The sequence below is a fragment of the Streptomyces sp. SolWspMP-5a-2 genome (genome assembly GCF_900091845.1).
Taxonomy (GTDB): Bacteria; Actinomycetota; Actinomycetes; order Streptomycetales; family Streptomycetaceae; genus Streptomyces; species Streptomyces doudnae.
Genome location: NZ_FMCI01000357.1, coordinates 15,958 through 37,241, shown reverse-complemented (window position 1 = coordinate 37,241; position 21,284 = coordinate 15,958). Strand labels below are relative to the sequence as shown.

Here is a 21,284-nt window from a genome sequence, read left to right as displayed (position 1 = left end):
CAGCCGCGTCAGCGGTCCCGGCCGTCTCGGCGGTCCCGGCCGTCTCAGCAGCCCCGGCCGCGCCAGCGGTCCCGGCAGCCGCGGCCTTCTCAACCGTGTCGGCCGTACCGGCCGCCCCAACGGTCCCGGCCGCCCCCGGAGTTCCCGACGCCCCGGTCTCCCCGGAGCCCTCCGGAGTCACCGTGTCCTCGGTCGCCCCGTCAGCCCCGTCAGCCCCGGCCACCCCGTCGTCCGCCTCGTCCGGCGCCTTCCCGGACTCCTTCTCGGCCACTTCGGAGGACGCCTTCGCGGACGTCTTCCCGGACTCCGTGCCCGGCGTCGTCCCGCCGTCGTCCCCCGCGAGCCGCTTCAGCGCGGTCTGCGCGCTCAGGAACAGCCGCGAGCCCGCCGGGGAGAACACGGCGGGCGCCCCGGCCCGGCCGTCCGCCGCGCCGTCCGCCGCCGCGGTCCCCGCCTCGGCGGCCACGGCCACGGACCGGGACCCGGCCCCGGGTTCGGTGGCCGCCCCGGTGTCGGCGTCGGGGTCCGCGTCCTGCGCTCCGGGCGCGGGGGCGGCCTCGATCTCCAGCAGCCTGCGGCCTTCGAGGGCGGTCGCCCGCTCGGTCTCGGCGGTGGCGTACCGGCGCAGCAGGGCCGCGTGCTCGTTGCGCAGACCGGCGAGTTCGGCGCGCTTGGCGCGCAGCCGCTGCTCCAGCTTGGCGCGCAGGTCGCGCGACTCGTCGAGGTCGGACTCCAGCTCGGCGATCCGCTCCTCGCTGCGCCACTCGTCGCTCGCACGCGCGCGTGCGAGATCGGCGACCTGTTTACCGGCGTACATGTCCCAGCGGCGCATGACGGCCGCCCCGACGATCGCGACGGCGGCGGCGAGCGCGGCGAAGACCCGCAGCACGGCCGGGGCCGAGAAGACCCACGGCGCGAACGCGCAGGCCAGGGAGACGCCCGCTATCGCCGACGGTGGCAGCATCCGGTGCAAGGGCGGGGAATGACGATGACGTCCACGTGGCATGGCCAGAAACTTACCGCGCGTAGGCGAACGTTGGCTCCCCGCCCCGCAAAACACAGCCATAACGAAACGTTCACGGGGCACCGGGAATTACCGGTCGCAGAATTCACCGGGATCGGCCGCGGCGCGGGGCCCGAGGGCGGGCCGGGAGCGGGCCGCGGGCCCTGTGCCGCACCGCCGTCAGTGGTCGCTGAGCCGCCCGCTGAGCCACTGGAGAGCGGGCGGAATCTCGCGCCGCCAGGTGTTGAAGTTGTGGCCGCCGCTTTCCAGGATGATCGACGAGATCCGGGTGACGCCGGTGGCCTCCACACGCCCTATGAACTTCATCGTGTCCGCGTAGTTGGATTCCCCGATACGGCTGCTGCTGACGAGCAGTGAAGTGTTCGGCGCGGGCATGTGCTTGAGGTACCACCAGAGGTCGGCGCGGTCGCGCACCGCGCTGTCGCCCTGGAAGAGGTCGCCGGTGGTGGGGTCGATCGGCGCCTTGTAGTACGGCGAGAGCCCCACGCCCGCCGCGTACACCGAGGGGTGGTGCATGGCGAGCTTCAGCGCGCAGTAGCCGCCGGTGGAGTCGCCGATGATGCCCCAGCTCCCCGGTTCGCGGCCGACCCGGTAGTGCGCGGTGACGGCGTCGGGGAGGTCCTTGGCGAAGAACGTCTCGGTCTGCGGGCCGCCGGGGACGTCCACGCACTCGGTGTCCCGGGGCGGCGCCACGGTCGGACGCATCATCACCAGGACCATCGGCTGCATCCGGCCGTCCTTGGTGAGCTGCTGGGCGGTGCGCGGGTAGTGCAGCTTGCGGAAGAGCGCCTCGGCGGTGCCGGGGTACCCGGTCAGCACGACGGCCGCGGGGAACGTCCTGGTGCGGAAGCGCGCCTGGAAGTACTCCGGGGGCAGGTACACGTACGCGGGGGTGGCGATGTGGGTGGCGGCGCCGGTGATGTCGACCTTCTGGATCTCGCCGCCGAGCTGCGGACGGGAGCCGTCCGTACTGGTCACCCGGGCGGTGTCGACGACCTGGAGGGGACCGCCGGACCCGCCGAGCGCCGTGTGGTTGACGACGACGCCCTGGTCCTTCTCGCGGCCCAGCAGGTCCGCCCAGCTCGCGTAGAACCCGAACGCCTGGTTGGCGGCGAGACCGAGCGACACGAAGAGGGCCAACTGCGTGGCGAGCAGCAGGCCGACGCGTCCGCTGACGGAGCGCCAGGTCCGCCGCGCGAGCCGGGGCCACAACCACACCGTGCCACCGAACAGCAGTACGGCGAACAAGATCGCCAGTACCAGCACCTTGTTGCTCGTCAGACCCATGGGTTGCTTCCTGCCTGTGCTTTCTCCGTCGCCCCCCGGCTCTTCCCGAGGGCTTGCCCGGGACTTTCCCGGGCCTTTGAACCAGCTTTGAGATGGCGAGTGAACCTCACTCGCCACGACGACGTCCTAGAGGGCGCAATGTCGCCGGATGCCCGAAACGGGCCCGGGTCCAAGGTCTCTCGCGGAACTACGGGATGCGATGTCTGTCAAGACAGATGAGGAAATGTCGGGCGGGGTTCCGCCTCGATCACAGGGTGCCCGGCGCGTCCTGCGCGGGCCGCGCGCCGAGGCCGTACCCGTCCTCGTCGCGCGGGCCGCCGCGCTCGTGAGCCTGCTGGACATCGCCGCGGGCGTCTTCCCGCGCTTCCGTCACAGCCGTATGCACAGCCTCGCGGAGGTGCTGCCGGGGGCGCTCGGGCCGTTCGCGGCCGCGCTGTCGCTCAGCTCGGGCGTGCTGTTGCTGCTGCTGGCGCACGGGCTCAGGCGGCGCAAGCGGCGGGCCTGGCGGGCGGCGGTGCTGCTGCTCCCCGCGGGCGCGGTCGCGCAGTTCACGTACCGCCACTCCGTCATCGGAGTGGTCATCTCGCTCGCCCTCCTCGCGCCGCTGCTGATCCACCGCGACCAGTTCGCGGCGCTGCCCGACCCGCGCAGCCGGTGGCGCGCGCTGGCCAACTTCGTCCTCATGGGAGCAGGTTCCCTCGTCCTCGGACTGATCATCGTCAGCGTCCACCCGAAACGCATGGTCGGCGACCCGAGCCTGGCCGATCGCATTACCCATGTGCTCTACGGACTGTTCGGATTCGAGGGTCCGGTCGACTACCAGGGCAACACCTCCTGGACCGTCGCGTGCTCGCTCGGCGCCCTCGGACTGCTCACCGCGGTCACCACGATCTACCTCGCGTTCCGGCCCGAGCACCCGGCCGCCCGGCTCACCGCCGAGGACGAGACGCAGCTGCGCGCCCTGCTGGCGAAGCACGGCGGCCGCGACTCCCTCGGCCACTTCGCGCTCCGCCGCGACAAGGCCGTGGTCTTCTCGCCCAGCGGCAAGGCGGCCGTCACCTACCGGGTGGTGTCCGGCGTGATGCTCGCCAGCGGCGACCCGATCGGCGACGTCGAGGCGTGGCCCGGCGCGATCGAGCGCTTCATGGACGAGGCCAAGGCCCACTCCTGGACCCCGGCGGTCATGGGCTGCTCGGAGACGGGCGGCGAGGTGTGGACCCGCGAGACCGGACTCGACGCCCTCGAACTGGGCGACGAGGCGGTGGTGGACGTCGCGGATTTCTCTCTCGCCGGCCGTGCGATGCGCAACGTGCGCCAGATGGTCAAGCGCATCGAGCGCGCCGGTTACGAGACCCGGGTCCGACGTGTCCGTGACCTCGGGGAGGCCGAGCTGGAGCGGATCCGGCAGGCGGCCGACGACTGGCGCGGCACCGACACCGAGCGCGGCTTCTCGATGGCCCTCGGCCGGGTCGGCGACCCGGCCGACGGCGACTGCCTGATCGCCACCGCGCACAAGGCGGACGAGCAGGACGGCCCCTACGGCGACCTGAAGGCGGTGCTGCACTTCGTGCCCTGGGGCACCGACGGCGTCTCCCTCGACCTGATGCGCCGCGACCGCTCCGCCGACCCGGGCATGAACGAGCTGCTCATCGTCGCCTCCCTGCAGGCCGCGCCGAAGCTGGGCGTCAGCCGCGTCTCGCTGAACTTCGCGATGTTCCGCGCCGCCCTCGCGCGCGGGGAGAAGATCGGCGCCGGGCCGGTGCTGCGCGCCTGGCGCGGGCTGCTGGTGTTCCTGTCCCGCTGGTTCCAGATCGAGTCGCTGTACAAGTTCAACGCCAAGTTCCAGCCCCGCTGGGAGCCCCGCTTCGTCGTCTACCGGGCCTCCTCGGACCTGCCCCGGATCGGCTTCGCCGCGATGCAGGCGGAGGGCTTCGTCGACATCGCCGTCCCGCTCCCGCGCTTCCTGCGCCGCCGGGGGCGCGCGGCGGCCCCCTGCGCCCACACGGTCGCGGAACACGACGCACGGGCCGCCTGACCACCCCGGCACCCACCCGCGCCGCGCCCCGCCCGCCGGCGCGGGGGGCCTAGGCTGAACGCATGAGCAAGCAGAGCGGACGCGGGCGGGTCGCCGGGCTCCCGGAATGGGACCGGTGCGCGGTCATGGGCGTCGTCAACGTCACGCCGGACTCCTTCTCCGACGGCGGACGGTTCTTCGACACCACGACCGCCGTCAAGCACGGCCTCGACCTCGTCGCGCAGGGCGCCGACCTGGTCGACGTGGGCGGCGAGTCCACCCGTCCGGGCGCCGCCCGCGTGGACGAGGCGGAGGAGCTGCGCCGGGTCGTCCCGGTGGTGCGCGGGCTCGTCGCGGAGGGCGCCGTCGTCTCCGTCGACACCATGCGCGCCTCGGTCGCCGAGCGGTCCCTCGCGGCCGGAGCGGTCCTCGTCAACGACGTCAGCGGCGGCCTCGCCGACCCCGCGATGATCCCGGTCGTCGCCGCGTCCTCGGCCCCCTTCGTCGTCATGCACTGGCGCGGCTTCCTGTCGGGCGGCAACGTCCAGGGGGTGTACGGGGACGTCGTCACCGAGGTCGTCGACGAGCTGCGGGCTCGGGTGGACGCCGTGCTGGCCGGCGGGGTCGCCGCCGACCGGATCGTCGTCGACCCGGGGCTCGGCTTCTCCAAGGACGCCGAGCACGACCTGGTGCTCCTCGCCCACCTGGAGCGGCTGCTCGGGCTCGGCCACCCGCTGCTCGTGGCCGCCTCCCGCAAGCGGTTCCTCGGCCGGGTCCTGGCGGGACCCGAGGGCGCCCCGCCGCCCGCCCGCGAGCGCGACGCGGCCACCGCCGCCGTCTCCGCGCTGGCGGCGCGCGCCGGAGCGTGGGCGGTGCGCGTCCACGAGGTCCGCGCGACGGCGGACGCGGTGCGGGTCGTGCACGCCGTGGAGAGCGCGCGCGCCGGGGCCACCGGGACCGCCCGGAGCACGGAGGCCGCTTCGTGAGCGCCCCGCACCTCGACGTCGAGCAGGTGGAGGCCGCCAACACCGCCTTCTACGAGGCGATGGAGCGCGGCGACTTCGAGACGGTCTCCTCGCTCTGGCTCGTCCCGGCCGACCTGGGCGTCGACGAGGAGTACCACGACCCCGCCGACACCGGCGTGATCTCCTGCGTGCACCCGGGCTGGCCGGTGCTCACCGGCCGCGGCGAGGTGCTCAGGTCCTACGCGCTGATCATGGCGAACACGGACTACATCCAGTTCTTCCTGACCGACGTGCACGTCTCCGTCACCGGCGACACCGCCGTGGTGACCTGCACGGAGAACATCCTCAGCGGCGGCCCGGCCCCCGAGGGCGACGAGGAGCTGGGCCCGCTGGTGGGCCAGCTCGTCGTCGCCACCAACGTGTTCCGGCGCACCGGCCAGGGCTGGAAGCTCTGGTCCCACCACGCCTCCCCGGTGCTGACCGAGAGCGAGGGCGACGACGGCGACGCCGGGGACGACGGGGACGGCGCCCCCGCCTGAGCGGGCGTCCGCCCCGACGGGCGACTTCCGGCCCCCGTCGGGAGCAAGAAGTGGTTGGAATCACGAACCCGTGGGTAGGGGCGGCTACCGACCCGCGAGCCGCCGGGTTCTCCAGCGGAGACCCGCGATGAGACCTCCTGGCCCCGGACGGGGCCGTGCCCCCGGGGCCCGGCCCCGTCGGTGCCCGCAGGTAGATTCGTTCGAGGCCGGTGTGCCGCCCGCACCCGGTACGAACCGGCCGCCCCCGACGACGTAGGAGTGATTCGCGTGGATCGTGTCGCGCTGCGCGGCCTCAAGGCCCGCGGGCACCACGGGGTGTTCCCCAGGGAACGCGAGGAGGGCCAGACCTTCATCGTGGACCTCGTCCTCGGCCTGGACACCCGACCGGCCGCCGCCGACGACGACCTGACGAAGACCGCGCACTACGGCATCGTCGCCGAGGAGGTGGTGGCCGTCGTCCAGGGGGAGGCGGTGAACCTCATCGAGACCCTCGCCGAGCGCATCGCCCAGACCTGTCTAAAGCACGACGGGGTCGAGGAGGTCGAGGTCTGCGTCCACAAGCCGGACGCGCCGATCACCGTCCCGTTCGACGACGTGACCGTCACGATCACCCGGAGCCGAGTATGACCGCGTCCTTCACCGAGGGTCACAGCGACCCGACCGTTCAGCCGGTGCCCGCCTCCGTCGTCCAGCAGGTGGACGCGGCCGACACCACCCTGCACAACCCGAAGCGGGCCGTCGTCGCCCTCGGCGCCAACCTGGGCAACCGCCTGGAGACCCTCCAGGGCGCCATCGACGCCCTGGAGGACACCCCGGGGGTCCGCGTCAAGGCCGTCTCCCCCGTGTACGAGACGGAGCCGTGGGGCGTCGAGCCCGGCAGCCAGCCCGCGTACTTCAACGCGGTGGTGCTGCTGAAGACGACGCTGCCGCCGTCCTCGCTCCTGGAGCGCGCCCACGCCATCGAGGAGGCGTTCTACCGCGTCCGGGACGAACGCTGGGGCGCCCGCACCCTGGACGTCGACATCGTCGCGTACGCCGACGTCGTGGACGACGACCCGCGGCTGACCCTCCCCCACCCCCGCGCCCACGAACGGGCCTTCGTGCTGGCCCCCTGGCACGACGTGGAGCCGGACGCCCAGGTGCCGGGCCGCGGCCCGGTCGCCGAGCTGCTCGACCTCGTCACCCGCGAGGGCGTGGCCGCCCGCAAGGACCTGGAACTTCACCTGCCCGAGTAGTCGTTAAGGTCGAGACGACCACTGTCCGGGACCGGGGGAGCTGAAGGAACACCGTGAGAGAGCTGCGCATCAGGGTCCTGGCCGGCGTGTTCGTCGTGGCGGGCGTCCTGTCCTGGGCGGGAGCCCGCCTGTGGAACTCGGTCGGGACCCTGCCCAGCGTGCCGCTGGCCGCCCCCGTCGTCCTCGCGCTGATCGCCGTGGTCCTGCTCGCCACGGCGCTCTCGCTGCGCGCCCGCCTCAAGGCGCAGCGCGACCGGGAGCCGGGGGCCAAGGGCGTCGACCCGCTGGTGGCGGCCCGCGCGGTGGTCTTCGGCCAGGCGAGCGCCCTGGTCGCCGCCCTGGTCGCGGGCATGTACGGCGGCACCGGGGCGTTCCTGCTGGAGATCCTCGACGTCCCGGCCCGCCGCGACCAGGCCGTCTACGCCGGGTTCTCGGTCGTGGCGGGCATCGCGGTCATAGTCGCCGCCCTCTTCCTGGAGCGCGTCTGCCGGCTCCCCGAGGACGACGACCACAACAACGGCGCGGCGGCCCCCACCTCCTGACACCCCGGGGGCGCCGGACCCGTCCCCGGGTCCGGTGGCGGCTCAGCGCGCCATGATGAGGCTCATCGCCTCCGCGCGGGTCGCCGGGTCCCTGAGCTGGCCGCGGACGGCCGAGGTGATGGTCTTGGCGCCCGGCTTGCGGACCCCGCGCATCGACATGCACATGTGCTCGCACTCCACGACGACGATCACGCCGCGCGGTTCGAGCACCTTCATCAGGGACTCGGCGATCTGCGTGGTGAGTCGTTCCTGCACCTGCGGCCTGCGCGCGTAGACGTCCACCAGCCGGGCCAGCTTGGACAGCCCGGTGATCTTCCCGTCGGCGGACGGGATGTAGCCGACGTGGGCCACGCCCACGAAGGGCACCAGGTGGTGCTCGCAGCTGCTGAGGACCTCGATGTCCTTCACCAGGACCATCTCGTCGTGCCCCAGATCGAACGTGGTGGTGAGCACGTCCTCCGGGGTCTGCCGCAGTCCGGCGAAGATCTCCTTGTAGGCACGGGCCACCCGGGCGGGCGTGTCCCGCAGACCCTCGCGGTCCGGGTCCTCGCCGACCGCTATCAGCAGCTCGCGAACGGCGTTCTCGGCGCGCTTCTCGTCGAACTCGCCGATCGATGCCTCGCCGCCGAGCATCACGGGGTCGGTCATCTGGTGCCTCGTTCCTGTGCGGTTCGCGTGGACGTCACGCCTCTGATCTGCGGCCCTGCGGAAATGCCGCGCCCCCCAGGCTAAAACCTGGGGGGCGCGGCATGCATTCCGGGCCCCTGGTGGGGCGTCGGGAGCGGGTCAGCTCTCGGGTCGCTCCTCGGGAGCGGCCTCGGGCGCCGGGGCGGACTCCGTGGCCGGGGTCTTCGTGGTGCTGACCGCCGGGGCCGCCGTGCCGTTGGCACCGTTCGTCAGGGCCAGCTCCTTGGGGGAGAGCACCGGCGGACGGGTGGACGGCGTACGGCGCGAGGAACCGGTCCAGGCGGGCCGGGGCGGGCGCTTGACGATGGTGGCGAAGACCTCGGCGATCTCCTCCTTGCCCAGCGTCTCCCGCTCCAGGAGCTGGAGGACCAGGTTGTCGAGGACGTCGCGGTTCTCGACCAGGATCTCCCAGGCCTCGTTGTGCGCGTTCTCGATGAGCTTCTTGACTTCCTCGTCCACCAGGGCGGCGACCTCTTCCGAGTAGTCGCGCTGGTGAGCCATCTCACGCCCGAGGAAGGGCTCGGTGTTGTCGCCGCCGAACTTGATGGCACCGAGCCGCTCGGTCATGCCGTACTGGGTGACCATCGCGCGGGCCGTGGTGGTGGCCTTCTCGATGTCGTTGGCCGCGCCGGTGGTCGGGTCGTGGAAGACCAGTTCCTCGGCCGCGCGCCCGCCCAGCATGTAGGCGAGCTGGTCCAGCATCTCGTTGCGGGTGGTCGAGTACTTGTCCTCGTCCGGCAGGACCATCGTGTAGCCGAGGGCACGGCCGCGCGACAGGATGGTGATCTTGTGGACCGGGTCGGAGTTCGGTGAGGCCGCCGCGACCAGGGCGTGTCCGCCCTCGTGGTACGCGGTGATCTTCTTCTCCTTGTCCGACATGATCCGGGTCCGCTTCTGCGGGCCCGCCACCACACGGTCGATCGCCTCGTCCAGCATGGAGTTGTCGATCAGCTTCTTGTCGCTGCGGGCGGTCAGCAGCGCGGCCTCGTTGAGCACGTTGCTCAGGTCGGCGCCGGTGAAGCCCGGGGTGCGCCGGGCGACGGCCGCGAGGTCGACGTCCGGGGCGACGGGCTTGCCCTTCTGGTGGACCTTGAGGATCTCCAGGCGGCCCTGGAGGTCCGGCGGGTCGACCGCGATCTGCCGGTCGAAGCGACCGGGACGCAGCAGCGCCGGGTCGAGGATGTCGGGCCGGTTCGTCGCGGCGATGAGGATCACGCCGCCCTTGACGTCGAAGCCGTCCATCTCGACGAGGAGCTGGTTGAGCGTCTGCTCGCGCTCGTCGTGCCCGCCGCCGAGGCCGGCGCCGCGGTGGCGGCCGACCGCGTCGATCTCGTCGACGAAGACGATCGCCGGGGCGTTCGCCTTGGCCTGCTCGAAGAGGTCGCGGACGCGGGAGGCGCCGACGCCGACGAACATCTCGACGAAGTCGGAACCGGAGATCGAGTAGAAGGGGACTCCGGCCTCACCGGCGACGGCACGCGCGAGGAGCGTCTTGCCGGTACCGGGACGGCCGTACAGGAGCACGCCCTTGGGGATCTTGGCGCCGACGGCCTGGAACTTCGCCGGCTCCTGGAGGAACTCCTTGATCTCGTGGAGTTCCTCGACGGCCTCGTCGCAGCCCGCGACGTCCGAGAACGTCGTCTTCGGGGTGTCCTTGGTGATGAGCTTCGCCTTGGACTTGCCGAAGTTCATGACGCGGGAGCCGCCGCCCTGCATCTGATTCATCAGGAACAGGAACACTACGACGATGAGGACGAAGGGGAGCAGGGAGAGCAGGATCCCGACGAAAGCGTTCTGCTTCGTCGGCGAGACCGTGTAGCCCTTGGTGATCTGCTTGTCCTGGAACTTCGTCTGCAGGGTGTTGGCGAGGGCCACGCCCTGGTCGCCGATGTAGCTCGCCTGGATCTTCGAGCTGCCCTCGACCTTTTCGCCGGACTTGAGCTGGACCTTGATGGTCTGCTCGTCGCCGGTGGTCAGTTTGGCCTGTTCGACCTTGTTGTCATTGATCGCCTGGACGACCTGGCCGGTGTCCACCGTCTTGTAGCCGCCGGACGAGCCGACGACCTGCATCAACACGACCACGGCAAGGACGGCCAGCACGATCCACATGACCGGCCCACGGAAGTATCGCTTCACGTCCATCCATACGGAGCGAATCCGCCCCGTCCCTCCTGCCATAGTGAGTTTGATAAGACAGTTCTTCTGACGGTACCCCAGCATCGCCGCCCGAAGACGCACGGGCGGGCTGGCGGACCCGTCTGCATGCTCCAACGGCGCGGACCCCGCCGGGGTTCCCGATCGTCCTACTGGTTTGGGCCCTTCGGGTTGCCCCCGGGCTCAGCCCCCGTAGACGTGGGGCGCGAGCGTACCCACGAACGGGAGGTTGCGGTACTTCTCCGCGTAGTCCAGGCCGTAGCCGACGACGAACTCGCTGGGGATGTCGAAGCCGACCCACTCCACGTCGATGGCGACCTTCGCGGCCTCGGGCTTGCGCAGCAGCGTGCACACCTTGAGGGAGGCGGGCTCGCGCGAGCCGAGGTTGGAGATCAGCCACGACAGGGTCAGGCCGGAGTCGATGATGTCCTCGACGACCAGGACGTGGCGTCCCTTGATGTCGGTGTCGAGGTCCTTGAGGATCCGCACCACGCCGGAGGACTGGGTGCCCGCGCCGTACGAGGACACGGCCATCCAGTCCATCACCACGGGGGTGGACAGCGCCCGCGCGAGGTCGGCCATGACCATCACCGCGCCCTTGAGGACGCCGACGATGAGCAGGTCCTTGCCCGCGTACTCCGCGTCGATCTTCGCGGCCAGCTCGGCGAGCTTCGCGTCGATCTCTTCCTTGGTGATGAGCACCTTCTCGAGGTCGGCACCCATGTCTTTCGCGTCCACCCGCATCACTTTCGGTCGGTCGTCCCACCGGCCTGCCCGTGCCGTCGGAGGGTTTCTCCTGGCACCGCGACTCAGCCTTGCCGGATGACCAGTCTGCCACCCTGCCGCTGGGCGACGACTCTGCCCGGCAGGTTGATGGCCTTCTGACCTCGCCAGCCGGTGATCAGCCGGTCGACTTCCTCGATGTGCCGGGCGAAGAGCGAACCGGCGGGAGCGCCCGCCTCGATGGCCGCCCGGCGCAGGATCCGGCGGCGCACGGCGGGCGGGAGGGCGTACAGCTTGGCGCACTCCAGCACCCCCGCTGCGTCGCGGACGGACGTCTCGGCCTGGCGGGCCCAGGTGTCGAGGGCGTCCGCGTCGTCGCGGGAGAGCTGGGCGGTGCGGGCCAGTGCCTGGACGACTCCTTTGCCGAGCGCCTTCTCCAGCGCGGGCAGCCCCTCGTGGCGCAGCCGGGAGCGGGTGTAGGCGGGGTCCGCGTTGTGCGGGTCGTCCCAGACGGGCAGCGACTGGACGAGGCAGGCCTTGCGCGCGGTCTGCCGGTCCAGCTCCAGGAAGGGGCGCCGGTAACGGCCGTCGGCCCCCGAGACCGCGGCCATTCCGGACAGGGAGCGGATGCCGGAGCCGCGGGCGAGGCCGAGCAGGACCGTCTCGGCCTGGTCGTCGCGGGTGTGGCCGAGCAGGACCGCGGTGGCGCCGTGCCGGGCGGCGACGGTGTCAAGGGCGGCGTACCGGGCGTCGCGGGCGGCGGCTTCCGGGCCGCCCTCGCGGCCGACGGTCACGGCGACGGCCTCGACCGGGTCGAGGCCCAACCGCCGCATGCGCAGGGCGACTTCGTCGGCGCGCAGGTCGGAGCCGGGCTGGAGACCGTGGTCGACGGTGACGCCGCCGGCCCTGATGCCCAGTTTGGGGGCCTCGAACGCGAGAGCGGAGGCGAGGGCGGTGGAGTCGGCGCCGCCGGAGCACGCCACGAGCACGAGCGGCGTCGGCGTGCGCTCGCGGGAGGGGCCCGTGGGGGCCGGGAGGGCCGGGTGGCCGGTGAGGATGTCGTGGAGGACGCGGCGTACCGCCAGGCGTATCGCCGCGACCGCAGGATGGGGACCCATGTCCGGTTCCCTTCATGAAGTTGTGGAGGGGGGTGAACCCGGGATTGTCACGCAGAGTGTGTAGATGGTGACAGAACCGGGACGTTCCCCGAGCATTGCACGCCTACCCCTGGCTCACGGTCCCTCGGACGGGTGATTGCAGGGGCGTTCGCCTGCCGTGGGCCGGATCTCCTTCACGACCGAGCCCCGGTCTTCACGACTCGCTCCTGCGGTGCACCCGCGCGACCCAGTCCGCCGGTTTGGCGATCTCCGTCTTGGTGGGGAGGGTGTTGGGCGAGGTCCAGACCCGGTTGAAGCCCTCCATGCCGACCTCCTCGACGACGGCCCGCACGAAGCGTTCGCCGTCGCGGTACTGGCGGAGCTTGGCGTCGAGGCCGAGGAGCTTGCGCAGCGCGCCGTCCAGCCGGGAGGCGCCCTTGGCCCGGCGCTGCTGGAACTTCTCGCGGATCTCGGCGACGGACGGCACGACGGCCGGTCCGACGCCGTCCATCACGAAGTCGGCGTGGCCTTCGAGCAGGGACATCACGGCGGTGAGGCGGCCGAGGATCTCGCGCTGGGACGGCGTCTGCACCAGCTCGACGAAGGAGCGGCCGCCGTCGTCCTCCTCGGTGTCGGGGCGGGCGCCGGAGAGCGACTGGGCGGCCTCGCGGACGCGCTCCAGGACGGTCATGGGGTCGACGTCGGTCTCGCCCAGGAACGACTGGATCTCGCCCTCCAGGTGGTCGCGGAGCCAGGGCACGGCGCTGAACTGGGTGCGGTGGGTCTCCTCGTGCAGACACACCCAGAGGCGGAAGTCGTGCGGCTGGACGTCGAGTTCGCGCTCCACGTGGACGATGTTCGGGGCGACCAGGAGGAGGCGGCCGGCGCCGCCCTGCCCGGACGGCAGGTCGCGGGAGGCGGGGGCGAACGTCTCGTACTGGCCGAGGACGCGGGAGGACAGGAACGACAGCAGCATGCCCAGCTCGACGCCGGTGACCTTGCCGCCGACGGCGCCCAGGACCGCTCCGCCGGGGCCGCCGCCGCGACGTTCCTGCATCTTGTCGAGGAGGGGTTTGAGGATCTCCCGGAACCCGGCGACGTTGGCCCGTACCCAGCCGGGCCGGTCGACCACCAGGACCGGGGTGTCGTGGATGTCCTCCGTGCCCATCCCGGTGAAGCCGCGCACGTGCTCCTCGGCCGCCTTCGCGTGCCTGCGCAGCTCCGCGACGACCGCGCGCGCCTCGTCCCTGCTCACCTCGGGGCCCGGACGCGCGAGCCGGGTCGCGGTCGCGACCGCGAGGTTCCAGTCGACCATCCCAGATGATGCAGCACCGCCGATGCTCGTCATGCGTCAACGGTACGTGAGCGCTCCCCGTCCGGGCAGGCCGTGGGACGCGGGCCGGGGGCAGGGGTCAGCCGCAGCCGCAGCCCGCCAGCGCGGTGGCCGCCCGGTCGAGGGCGGACTGGGCCGCTCCCGGGTCGGTGGTGTCGGCGGTGAGGAACGCGAAGGCGAGCATCCGGCCGTCCCGGTCGACGACGGTCCCGGCGAGCGTGTTGACGCCGGTGAGGGTGCCGGTCTTGGCGCGGACGACACCGGCGGCGCCGTCGCCGTAGCGGCCCGCGAGGGTGCCGGTGAAGCCCGCGACCGGGAGGCCGGTGAGGACCGCGCGCAGTTCGGGCCTGCCGGGGTCGCCCGCCGTGACGAGGAGGGCGGTCAGGAGGTGGGCGGTGAGCCGGTCGTCGCGGTCGAGGCCGCTGCCGTCGCGGAACGCGGTGCCCTTGAGGGGCAGCCCGAGCCTGGTGAGGGTGGCGGCGACGGCCCGGCCGCCCCCGGCGAAGTCGGCGCGGGTGCCGGTGGCGACGGCGACCTGGCGGGCGAGGGTCTCGGCGATGTCGTTGTCGCTGTTGGTCAGCATCCGCTCGACCAGGGTGGACAGCGGCGGCGAGGTGACCTCGGCGAGGCTCTCGGAGCGGCTGGTGGCCTTGGAGGGGCCGGGCGCGGTGGTCTTGACGCCCTGTTCGCGCAGGACGGACGCGAACTTCTTGGTGGCGTCGGCCGCCGGATCGGCCACCCGGGTGACCGGGCCGCTGGTGGAGTCGTCGGTGCGGCCCTCGTCGGCGGTCAGGGCGGTGACGGGGGCGAGGTTGTCGTTGACCCCGATGGGGTGAACCTGGGAGCCGGTGAAGAGGGTGGTGTCGTAGGACAGGGTGATCTCGTCGAGGCCGCGCTTCTTGAGGGCCTTCGCGGTCTTCCGGGCCAGGTCGCGCAAGCCTGCCCAGCCGTCGGTCTCGGCGTGCGCGGTGAGGGTCGGGTCGCCGCCGCCGACCAGGACGAGTTCCTCGGTGTCGGGTTCCAGGACGGCCCGGGTGGTGAAGCGGTGGTCGGCGCCGAGGGCGGAGAGCGCGGCGACGGCGGTGGCGATCTTCGTGGTGGAGGCCGGGGTGAGGGCCTGGTCGGGGCCCGCGCCGTAGAGGCGTTCGCCGGTCGCGACGTCGACGACGACGGCGGTGTGCCGGGAGCCGAGCGCCGGGTTCTTCAGGAGCGGGTCGAGGACGGCGGCCAGCGAGGCCGGGGTGGGGGTGGCGCGGGCGGCGCCCTTGGCCGCGGTGCCGAGTCCGGCCAGCACGGACCCGGCGCTGGGCGCGGGCGCGGGGACGCCCTCACCGCCGGAGGTGCCGTCGTGATCTGCGCCACCCGTCCCGTCCAGGGCGACCGCGCGGTGCCGCTCGGCCGTACGCTGACCCGTGGAGTCCCAGGGACCCGCGGCGCTCACCACCACGGCGGTCAGCGCGAGCCCGGCGCCCGCGGCGACCGCGGTGTACTGCCAGGTCTTGCCTGGCCGGACCGCCGTCAGCCGTGCGAGCTGCGGTTTCGTGATGTCGACGGCGTGGGCGAGACGCGGTTTCACGGCCTCCACGGCGCGTGCGACCTGTGGTCGTACGGCCTCTTCGGCACGCGCCAGACGCGGTCGAACGGCGTTCGCGATCCGCGCCAGACGCGGTCTCGCGGCCCGCCACGGCCTCAGTTCTGGCACGACGACCAGCCCCTTTCGCGATCACACTGCGGCGTGAGGGACACTTAACCACCAGAACTATGTGCTGATCATGGAGGAGCCACCGGTGGAGTTCGACGTCACGATCGAGATCCCGAAGGGTTCGCGGAACAAGTACGAGGTGGACCACGAGACCGGTCGGATCCGCCTGGACCGTCGCCTCTTCACCTCGACCGCCTACCCGACCGACTACGGCTTCGTCGAGAACACTCTCGGCGAGGACGGCGACCCGCTGGACGCGCTCGTCATCCTGGACGAGCCCACGTTCCCGGGCTGCCTCATCAAGTGCCGTGCGATCGGCATGTTCCGCATGACGGACGAGGCCGGCGGCGACGACAAGCTGCTGTGCGTCCCGGCCACCGACCCGCGGGTGGAGCACCTCAGGGACATCCACCACGTGTCGGAGTTCGACCGTCTGGAGATCCAGCACTTCTTCGAGGTCTACAAGGACCTGGAGCCCGGCAAGTCCGTCGAGGGCGCCGACTGGGTCGGCCGTACGGACGCCGAGGCGGAGATCGAGAAGTCGTACAAGCGCTTCAAGGAGCAGGGCGGCCACTGAGCCCCCGGCCGTCCCGACGGGCCGCACGCGTGGGCGTGCGGCCCGTCGGCGTGTCTGTGCGCATACTGAGGCTGACCGAAGGCGTCGTGCGAGGAGCGTTGCGTCAGTGACGGAGGCGGAGAACCGGAAGCCGCAGTCGGACGAGGCCAGGTCGGCGTACGACCCGGAGATCACGTCCGAGTTCGCGATCCCCGCGGGGCTCGCCCTCGCGCGGGCCGGCGGCGCGGAGCCGGAGACGACATCGGAGTTCGCGGTCCCCGCGGGTCTCGAGGTGGCGCCGCCGCCGGCCGCCGAGTCCGAGGGGTCGGCGTTCAACACGCCCGCCACGTACAGCGCCCGGGAGGCGCCGAGCGCGTTCACCCCGGCCTCCGGGGTGCCGATGGTCAGCCTGACCAAGAACGTGCCGTGGCAGGACCGGATGCGCACGATGCTGCGGATGCCGGTGGCCGACCGCCCGGCGCCCGAGCAGGCGCAGAAGGCCGACGACTCCGGTCCTGCCGTCCCCCGGGTGCTCGACCTGACGCTGCGCATCGGCGAGTTGCTGCTGGCGGGCGGCGAGGGCGCGGAGGACGTGGAGGCCGCGATGTTCGCGGTGTGCCGCTCCTACGGCCTCGACCGGTGCGAGCCGACCGTCACCTTCACGCTGCTGTCGATCTCCTACCAGCCGTCCCTGGTGGACGACCCGGTGACGGCGTCGCGGACCGTGCGGCGGCGGGTCACCGACTACACGCGCCTTGCGGCCGTGTTCCAGCTCGTGGACGACCTCAGCGACCCGGAGACGCACATCTCCCTGGAGGAGGCGTACCGGCGGCTCGCGGAGATACGGCGCAACCGGCACCCCTACCCGACCTGGGTGCTGACGCTTGCGAGCGGGCTGCTCGCGGGCGCGGCCTCGGTGCTGGTCGGCGGCGACCTGGTGGTGTTCGTCGCGGCGGCGCTGGGCGCGATGCTCGGCGACCGGCTGGCCTGGCTCTGCGCGGGGCGCGGGCTGCCGGAGTTCTACCAGTTCACGGTGGCCGCGATGCCCCCGGCCGCGATGGGCGTCGCGCTGACGCTGGCGCACGTGGACGTGAAGGCGTCCGCGGTGATCACCGGTGGGCTCTTCGCGCTGCTGCCGGGGCGAGCCCTGGTGGCGGGCGTCCAGGACGGCCTGACCGGCTTCTACATCACCGCCGCCGCGCGCCTCCTCGAGGTCCTGTACTTCTTCGTCGGGATCGTCGTCGGCGTGCTGGTGATCCTCTACGTCGGCGTGCTGCTCGGCGCGCACCTCAACCCGGACGCGGCGCTGGGCACCGCGCACCGGCCGCTGTGGCAGATCGGCGCGTCGATGCTGCTGTCGCTGACCTTCGCGGTGCTGCTCCAGCAGGAACGGTCCACCGTCCTCGCCGTGACGCTCAACGGCGGGGTGGCCTGGACGGTGTACGGCGCGATGCGCGTCACCGGCGAGATCTCACCGGTCGCCTCGACGGCCGTCGCGGCGGGTCTGGTGGGGCTCTTCGGGCAGTTGCTGTCCCGCTACCGGTTCGCGTCGGCGCTGCCGTACACGACGGCGGCGATCGGGCCGCTGCTGCCCGGTTCGGCGACGTACTTCGGGCTGCTGGCGATCGCCCAGAACGACGTGGACAGCGGTCTGGTGTCGCTGTCGAAGGCGGCGGCGCTGGCGATGGCCATCGCCATCGGCGTGAACCTCGGTTCGGAGATCTCGCGGCTGTTCCTGCGGCTGCCGGGCGGCGCGAGCGCGGCGGGCCGCCGGGCCGCGAAGCGGACCCGAGGCTTCTAGCCCCGCCGCCGTCCTCTCCCCCGGACGGCACCCGCACCCGGTGGTGCCCCGCCCGAGCCGGACCGCACCCGTGCCCGGCCGGACCGGCGATCGCCCCGCCCGCGTACCCCGGCTAGCGCGAGGTGTCCGTCGTGGCGTGGAGTTGTGCGGCCAGGCGGTCCAGTTCGGCGGTGGTGGCGGGCGAGCGGTCGCTGAGGCCGCTGTGCACGGCCGTCGGGCTGCGCAGGAAGCGCCGGAGCAGGGCCACCAGGAGCCCCTGCGGCAGGACCCGCAGCGCGGTGAAGGCGCGGGGCACCGGGGCCGTCCCGCGCGCGGCGAGGTTGCGCCGGACCTGGTGGAGCATGGCGCGGACCGCGTCCGGGTCGGCCGCCAGCTCCACCGGGCCGCCCGCCGCGTGCACCGCCTGCCCGAGCGGGACCTCGAAGTCGGCGTGCGTCCTGAGCCAGGCGTCCATCCGCGGTTCGGCCCGGGTGCCGATCCCGGCGGCGCGGAAGGTCTCCACGATCCGCTCCAGCCGCGGGGTGGTGCGGCCGTCGGGTTCGCCGACCGGCATCGCGACCCGTCGGGTGATCCGGTCGGCCCGGCGGTGGCGGACCACGTCGCCGTCCATCGTGCCGCCGAACGCGGGGAAGCCGAGCAGCACCCGCTCGCGGCCGATCGTCCCGCCCAGTTCCCCGGCCCCGGCCGCCCAGTTGAGCAGGAACAGCACGTCTCCCGCGACCCCGGCGAGCGATTCCCGCACGGCGTCCACCTGATGGGTGCGGACGAGGACGGCGATCAGGTCGTACGCGTCCCCTGGGCGCTCGACCACCGGCACCGGCACCCGTTCGACGGCCGTGCCGCCCGCCTCGGCGCGCAGCACCCCGCCGTGCAGGCGCAGGGCGGCCAGCCGCTCGCCCCGGGCGAGGAGCGAGACGTCGTGGCCCGCCTCGTGCATGCGGGCGGCGAACAGGCTGCCGCAGACCCCGGCGCCGTAGACGAGCAGCTTCATGGCAGTCCTCATTCGCCGATCGATTAAGTCAAACGTTCGTTTCATTCAAGCATATGTATAGTCCCTCGCGTGGCGACCCCAGACACCCGGACCCAGATCCTCGACGCGGCCGAGCGCCTCTTCGCCGAGCACGGGTACCGGGGCACCTCGGTCCGCGCGATCACCACGCTGGCCGGGGCGAACCTGGCCGCCGTCGGCTACCACTTCGGTTCCAAGGCGGAGCTGATGACCGCGGTGGTCCGGCGGGTGGTGGAGCCCATCAACGCGGCGCAGCGGGCCGGGCTCGACGCGCTGCTCGCGCGGACCTCACGGCCGTCGGTCGGAGAACTGGTGGAGGCGTTCGCGGGGCCGCTGTTCGACGGGATGTCGGCGGGCGGCGCCCGCACGTCCCGGCTGATCATGACGATCCTCAGCGACCCGGCCGAGGAGGCGCGGGGCTGGACCGGACCGGCCGAGGAGGCGGTCCGTGAGGAGTTCTTCGCGGCCTTCGCGCGGGCGCTGCCCGGCGTCTCCCCCGGGGAACTGGCGTTCCGGATGCGGGGGATCGTCGCCGTGACGGCCGTCGACCGCCTGGAGGTGCACCAGCAGTCCGTGCCGGGCTGCGCCTCCCCCGAGCAGGGGGCGGCGGCCCGGCGGTGGGCGGTCGCGTTCCTGACGGCGGCGATGAGCGCGCCGCCGCCCCCGGCCTGACGGCCGCCGGGGGCGCGTCCTAGTAGCCGCCGTTGTTGTTGTACGGGTACTGCTGCTGGTTCGGCTGCTGCGGCGGGTACTGCTGCTGCGGGTACTGCTGCGGGGCGTAGTAGTCCTGGTTCGGGTCGTACGGCTGCTGCGGCTGGGGCGCCTGGTGCTGCGGGTGCGGCTGGGCCTGCGGCTGCTGGTGGTGGCCCTGGTAGTACGGCTGCTGGTGCTCGGCCGGGGGGATGCGGCGCAGCTGGGTCGTGGCGTCGTCCATCGGCGGGGCCTGCTGGTACGCCGGGGGCTGCGGGTACTGCTGCTGCGGGGCCTCGGCCCCGGCCTTCTTGTTCTTCGAGCGGGCCCGCAGGAACTCGATGACGATCGGGACGACCGAGACCAGGACGATCAGGATCAGGATCGCCTCGATGTTCTTCTTCACGAAGTCGATCTGGCCGAGCCACGAGCCGAGCAGGGTGACGCCCGCGCCCCACAGGACGCCGCCGATCACGTTGAAGATGAGGAACGAGCGGTACTTCATGCCGCTGACGCCCGCGACGATCGGCGTGAAGGTGCGCACGATCGGCACGAAGCGGGCCAGGACCAGGGACTTCGGGCCGTACTTCTCGAAGAACTCGTGGGCCTTGGCCACGTTCTCCTGCTTGAAGAGGCGGGAGTCGGGGCGGCTGAAGAGGGAGGGGCCGACCTTCTTGCCGAACATGTAGCCCGCCTGGTCGCCGAGGATCGCGGCGAGGCAGATCAGCGCGATGGCGGCCCAGAGCGGGAAGTTCAGCTGGTTGGAGGTGATCAGCAGGCCCGCCGTGAACAGCAGCGAGTCACCCGGCAGGAAGAACCCGATGAGCAGGCCCGACTCCGCGAAGACGATGAGGAGCAGGCCCCAGATGCCGAACGTGTCCAGGAGGTAGTTCGGATCGAGCCAGCTCGGGCCGAGGGCAAGCGTCGTCACGGTTCCGGGCTCCAGGGGGATGGGGGCGGATACGGCGTCCAGGTGAGGCCGCACAACGCTATCAACGGAATGTGTCCGCCCCAGGTTCCACCGGTGGCCGCGGGATGCGCTGTGCGGCCCCTGGCAGCGGCCTGTGACCCGGGGGCGCCCCGTGCGCGCGGAGGACGGCCGCGGCCCCGGCCCGGGAGCGGCCCCGGGCCGGGGACAGGTGGGCGGGTCAGGCCCCGGCGCGGGCCGCGTTGGCGGCGATCGCCTCGCTCAGGTGCCGGGCGAGACCGGGCCGGACGGCGTCGTAGTGGGCGGTGAACCGCTCGTCGGCGACGTACATCTCCCCCAGGCAGCGGTGCATGGCGGGCGAGCAAGCGTAGAACCAGCGGACCAGGTGCGCCCGGTGCTCCTCGGCGAGGTCCATGGCGGCGGCCCCGGTGGACGGCTCCCCCGCGTCCAGGAGGGCCGCGTAGCGGGCGGTCCAGTCGTCGGTCTCGGCCTGGACGCGGGCCCAGTCCTCCTTGGTGTAGCGGGCGGCCCGGCGCTGCGACTCCGCGTACGCCTCGGTGTCGCCCCAGCGCCGCTCGGTCTCCTCGGCGTACCGCTCGGGGTCGTGGTCGCCGAAGACCTCGAACCGCTCCTCGGGGGTCAGGCTGATGCCCATCGTGTGTGCCTCCATGGCGTGTTCGACGGCCGCCGCCATCGCGTGGAGCCGTTCGATCCGGGCGGTCAGCAGCTCGTGCTGCCTGCGCAGATGGCTGCGCGGGTCCGCGTCCGGGTCGTCCAGCAGGACGGCGACCTCGTCGAGCGGGAAGCCCAGCTCCCGGTAGAACAGGACGCGCTGCAGCCGGTCGAGGTCGCCGTCGCCGTAGCGGCGGTGCCCCGCGTGGTTGCGCTCGCTCGGGGCGAGCAGGCCGATGGCGTCGTAGTGGTGCAGGGTGCGCACGGTGACGCCGGCGAAGCCCGCGACCTGTCCCACGGAGTAGCTCACTTCGTCCGCTCCTTTC

20 protein-coding genes are annotated in these 21,284 nt (G+C 72.5%); 9 read left to right on the top strand and 11 right to left on the bottom strand.

From position 1 onward, the window contains the following. Positions 1-964: hypothetical protein (locus GA0115242_RS35810; protein WP_176729978.1), on the bottom strand; the 964-nt coding region annotated here is incomplete at its 3' end. 219 nt (positions 965-1,183) lie between these two features. After that, positions 1,184-2,311: an alpha/beta hydrolase gene (locus GA0115242_RS35805; protein WP_093835829.1), complete on the bottom strand. Its 1,128-nt coding sequence runs from the start codon at positions 2,309-2,311 to the stop codon at positions 1,184-1,186. A gap of 223 nt (positions 2,312-2,534) precedes the next feature. On the opposite strand from GA0115242_RS35805, the gene GA0115242_RS35800 reads away from it, so the two are divergent. From GA0115242_RS35800 to GA0115242_RS35775, 6 genes are all read left to right on the top strand, one after another. Next, positions 2,535-4,346 carry a phosphatidylglycerol lysyltransferase domain-containing protein gene (locus GA0115242_RS35800; RefSeq protein WP_093835828.1) on the top strand — a complete coding sequence of 604 codons (1,812 nt, stop codon included), beginning with the start codon at positions 2,535-2,537 and terminating at the stop codon, positions 4,344-4,346. A 62-nt stretch (positions 4,347-4,408) separates the two neighbouring features. Beyond that, positions 4,409-5,311 carry a dihydropteroate synthase gene (folP, locus tag GA0115242_RS35795; RefSeq protein ID WP_093835827.1) on the top strand — a complete coding sequence of 301 codons (903 nt, stop codon included), beginning with the start codon at positions 4,409-4,411 and terminating at the stop codon, positions 5,309-5,311. Continuing rightward, positions 5,308-5,829: a nuclear transport factor 2 family protein gene (locus GA0115242_RS35790; protein ID WP_093835826.1), complete on the top strand. Its 522-nt coding sequence runs from the start codon at positions 5,308-5,310 to the stop codon at positions 5,827-5,829. Before folP ends, GA0115242_RS35790 begins: the two co-directional genes overlap by 4 nt. Before the next feature lie 267 nt (positions 5,830-6,096). Further along, positions 6,097-6,456, top strand: coding sequence for a dihydroneopterin aldolase (gene folB / locus GA0115242_RS35785; RefSeq protein WP_093835825.1), 360 nt, complete (start codon positions 6,097-6,099; stop codon positions 6,454-6,456). After that, positions 6,453-7,064, top strand: a complete 612-nt coding sequence (folK, locus tag GA0115242_RS35780; protein WP_093835824.1) for a 2-amino-4-hydroxy-6-hydroxymethyldihydropteridine diphosphokinase — start codon at positions 6,453-6,455, stop codon at positions 7,062-7,064. The genes folB and folK overlap by 4 nt, the downstream gene beginning before the upstream one ends. A 53-nt stretch (positions 7,065-7,117) precedes the next feature. Then, positions 7,118-7,606 carry a DUF3180 domain-containing protein gene (locus GA0115242_RS35775; RefSeq protein ID WP_093835823.1) on the top strand — a complete coding sequence of 163 codons (489 nt, stop codon included), beginning with the start codon at positions 7,118-7,120 and terminating at the stop codon, positions 7,604-7,606. A gap of 42 nt (positions 7,607-7,648) precedes the next feature. On the opposite strand, the gene folE is transcribed toward GA0115242_RS35775, so the two are convergent. The 6 genes from folE to dacB form a co-directional block, all read right to left on the bottom strand. Next, positions 7,649-8,254, bottom strand: a complete 606-nt coding sequence (folE, locus tag GA0115242_RS35770; protein ID WP_093835822.1) for a GTP cyclohydrolase I FolE — start codon at positions 8,252-8,254, stop codon at positions 7,649-7,651. Positions 8,255-8,392: 138 nt separating this feature from the next. Then, positions 8,393-10,435 carry an ATP-dependent zinc metalloprotease FtsH gene (gene ftsH, locus GA0115242_RS35765; protein ID WP_093835821.1) on the bottom strand — a complete coding sequence of 681 codons (2,043 nt, stop codon included), beginning with the start codon at positions 10,433-10,435 and terminating at the stop codon, positions 8,393-8,395. 195 nt (positions 10,436-10,630) lie between these two features. Then, complete coding sequence (gene hpt / locus GA0115242_RS35760) at positions 10,631-11,191, bottom strand: hypoxanthine phosphoribosyltransferase (protein WP_093835820.1); 561 nt, start codon at positions 11,189-11,191, stop codon at positions 10,631-10,633. A gap of 65 nt (positions 11,192-11,256) precedes the next feature. Next, complete coding sequence (gene tilS, locus GA0115242_RS35755; RefSeq protein WP_093835819.1) at positions 11,257-12,288, bottom strand: tRNA lysidine(34) synthetase TilS; 1,032 nt, start codon at positions 12,286-12,288, stop codon at positions 11,257-11,259. Between the two features lie 193 nt (positions 12,289-12,481). Beyond that, a complete protein-coding gene (locus tag GA0115242_RS35750) occupies positions 12,482-13,615 on the bottom strand; it encodes a zinc-dependent metalloprotease (RefSeq protein WP_093835818.1) in 1,134 nt (377 codons plus the stop codon). A gap of 64 nt (positions 13,616-13,679) precedes the next feature. After that, positions 13,680-15,263 (bottom strand): D-alanyl-D-alanine carboxypeptidase/D-alanyl-D-alanine endopeptidase, encoded by a 1,584-nt coding sequence (gene dacB, locus GA0115242_RS35745; RefSeq protein ID WP_093835833.1) that lies wholly within the window; start codon positions 15,261-15,263, stop codon positions 13,680-13,682. Positions 15,264-15,387: 124 nt separating this feature from the next. Here dacB and GA0115242_RS35740 point away from each other — a divergent pair, with 124 nt between their 5' ends. Both GA0115242_RS35740 and GA0115242_RS35735 read left to right on the top strand, forming a co-directional pair. After that, the gene (locus GA0115242_RS35740; protein ID WP_093835817.1) at positions 15,388-15,879 is read left to right on the top strand and encodes an inorganic diphosphatase; all 492 of its coding nucleotides are present in this window, start codon (positions 15,388-15,390) and stop codon (positions 15,877-15,879) included. 106 nt (positions 15,880-15,985) lie between these two features. Beyond that, positions 15,986-17,659 (top strand): threonine/serine ThrE exporter family protein, encoded by a 1,674-nt coding sequence (locus GA0115242_RS35735; RefSeq protein ID WP_093835816.1) that lies wholly within the window; start codon positions 15,986-15,988, stop codon positions 17,657-17,659. A gap of 112 nt (positions 17,660-17,771) precedes the next feature. On the opposite strand, the gene GA0115242_RS35730 is transcribed toward GA0115242_RS35735, so the two are convergent. Beyond that, positions 17,772-18,650: a ketopantoate reductase family protein gene (locus GA0115242_RS35730; RefSeq protein ID WP_093835815.1), complete on the bottom strand. Its 879-nt coding sequence runs from the start codon at positions 18,648-18,650 to the stop codon at positions 17,772-17,774. Between the two features lie 69 nt (positions 18,651-18,719). Between GA0115242_RS35730 and GA0115242_RS35725 the strand changes: the two genes are divergently transcribed. Further along, complete coding sequence (locus GA0115242_RS35725) at positions 18,720-19,340, top strand: TetR/AcrR family transcriptional regulator (protein WP_093835814.1); 621 nt, start codon at positions 18,720-18,722, stop codon at positions 19,338-19,340. A 19-nt stretch (positions 19,341-19,359) separates the two neighbouring features. Here the strand turns inward: GA0115242_RS35725 and GA0115242_RS35720 are convergent, their stop codons facing one another. Continuing rightward, entirely contained in the window at positions 19,360-20,289 is a 930-nt protein-coding gene (locus tag GA0115242_RS35720; protein WP_093835813.1) for a DedA family protein, read from the bottom strand. Positions 20,290-20,506: 217 nt separating this feature from the next. After that, on the bottom strand, positions 20,507-21,268 hold the full coding sequence (locus GA0115242_RS35715; RefSeq protein ID WP_093835812.1) for a MerR family transcriptional regulator: 762 nt from the start codon (positions 21,266-21,268) through the stop codon (positions 20,507-20,509). Positions 21,269-21,284: the final 16 nt, after the last annotated feature.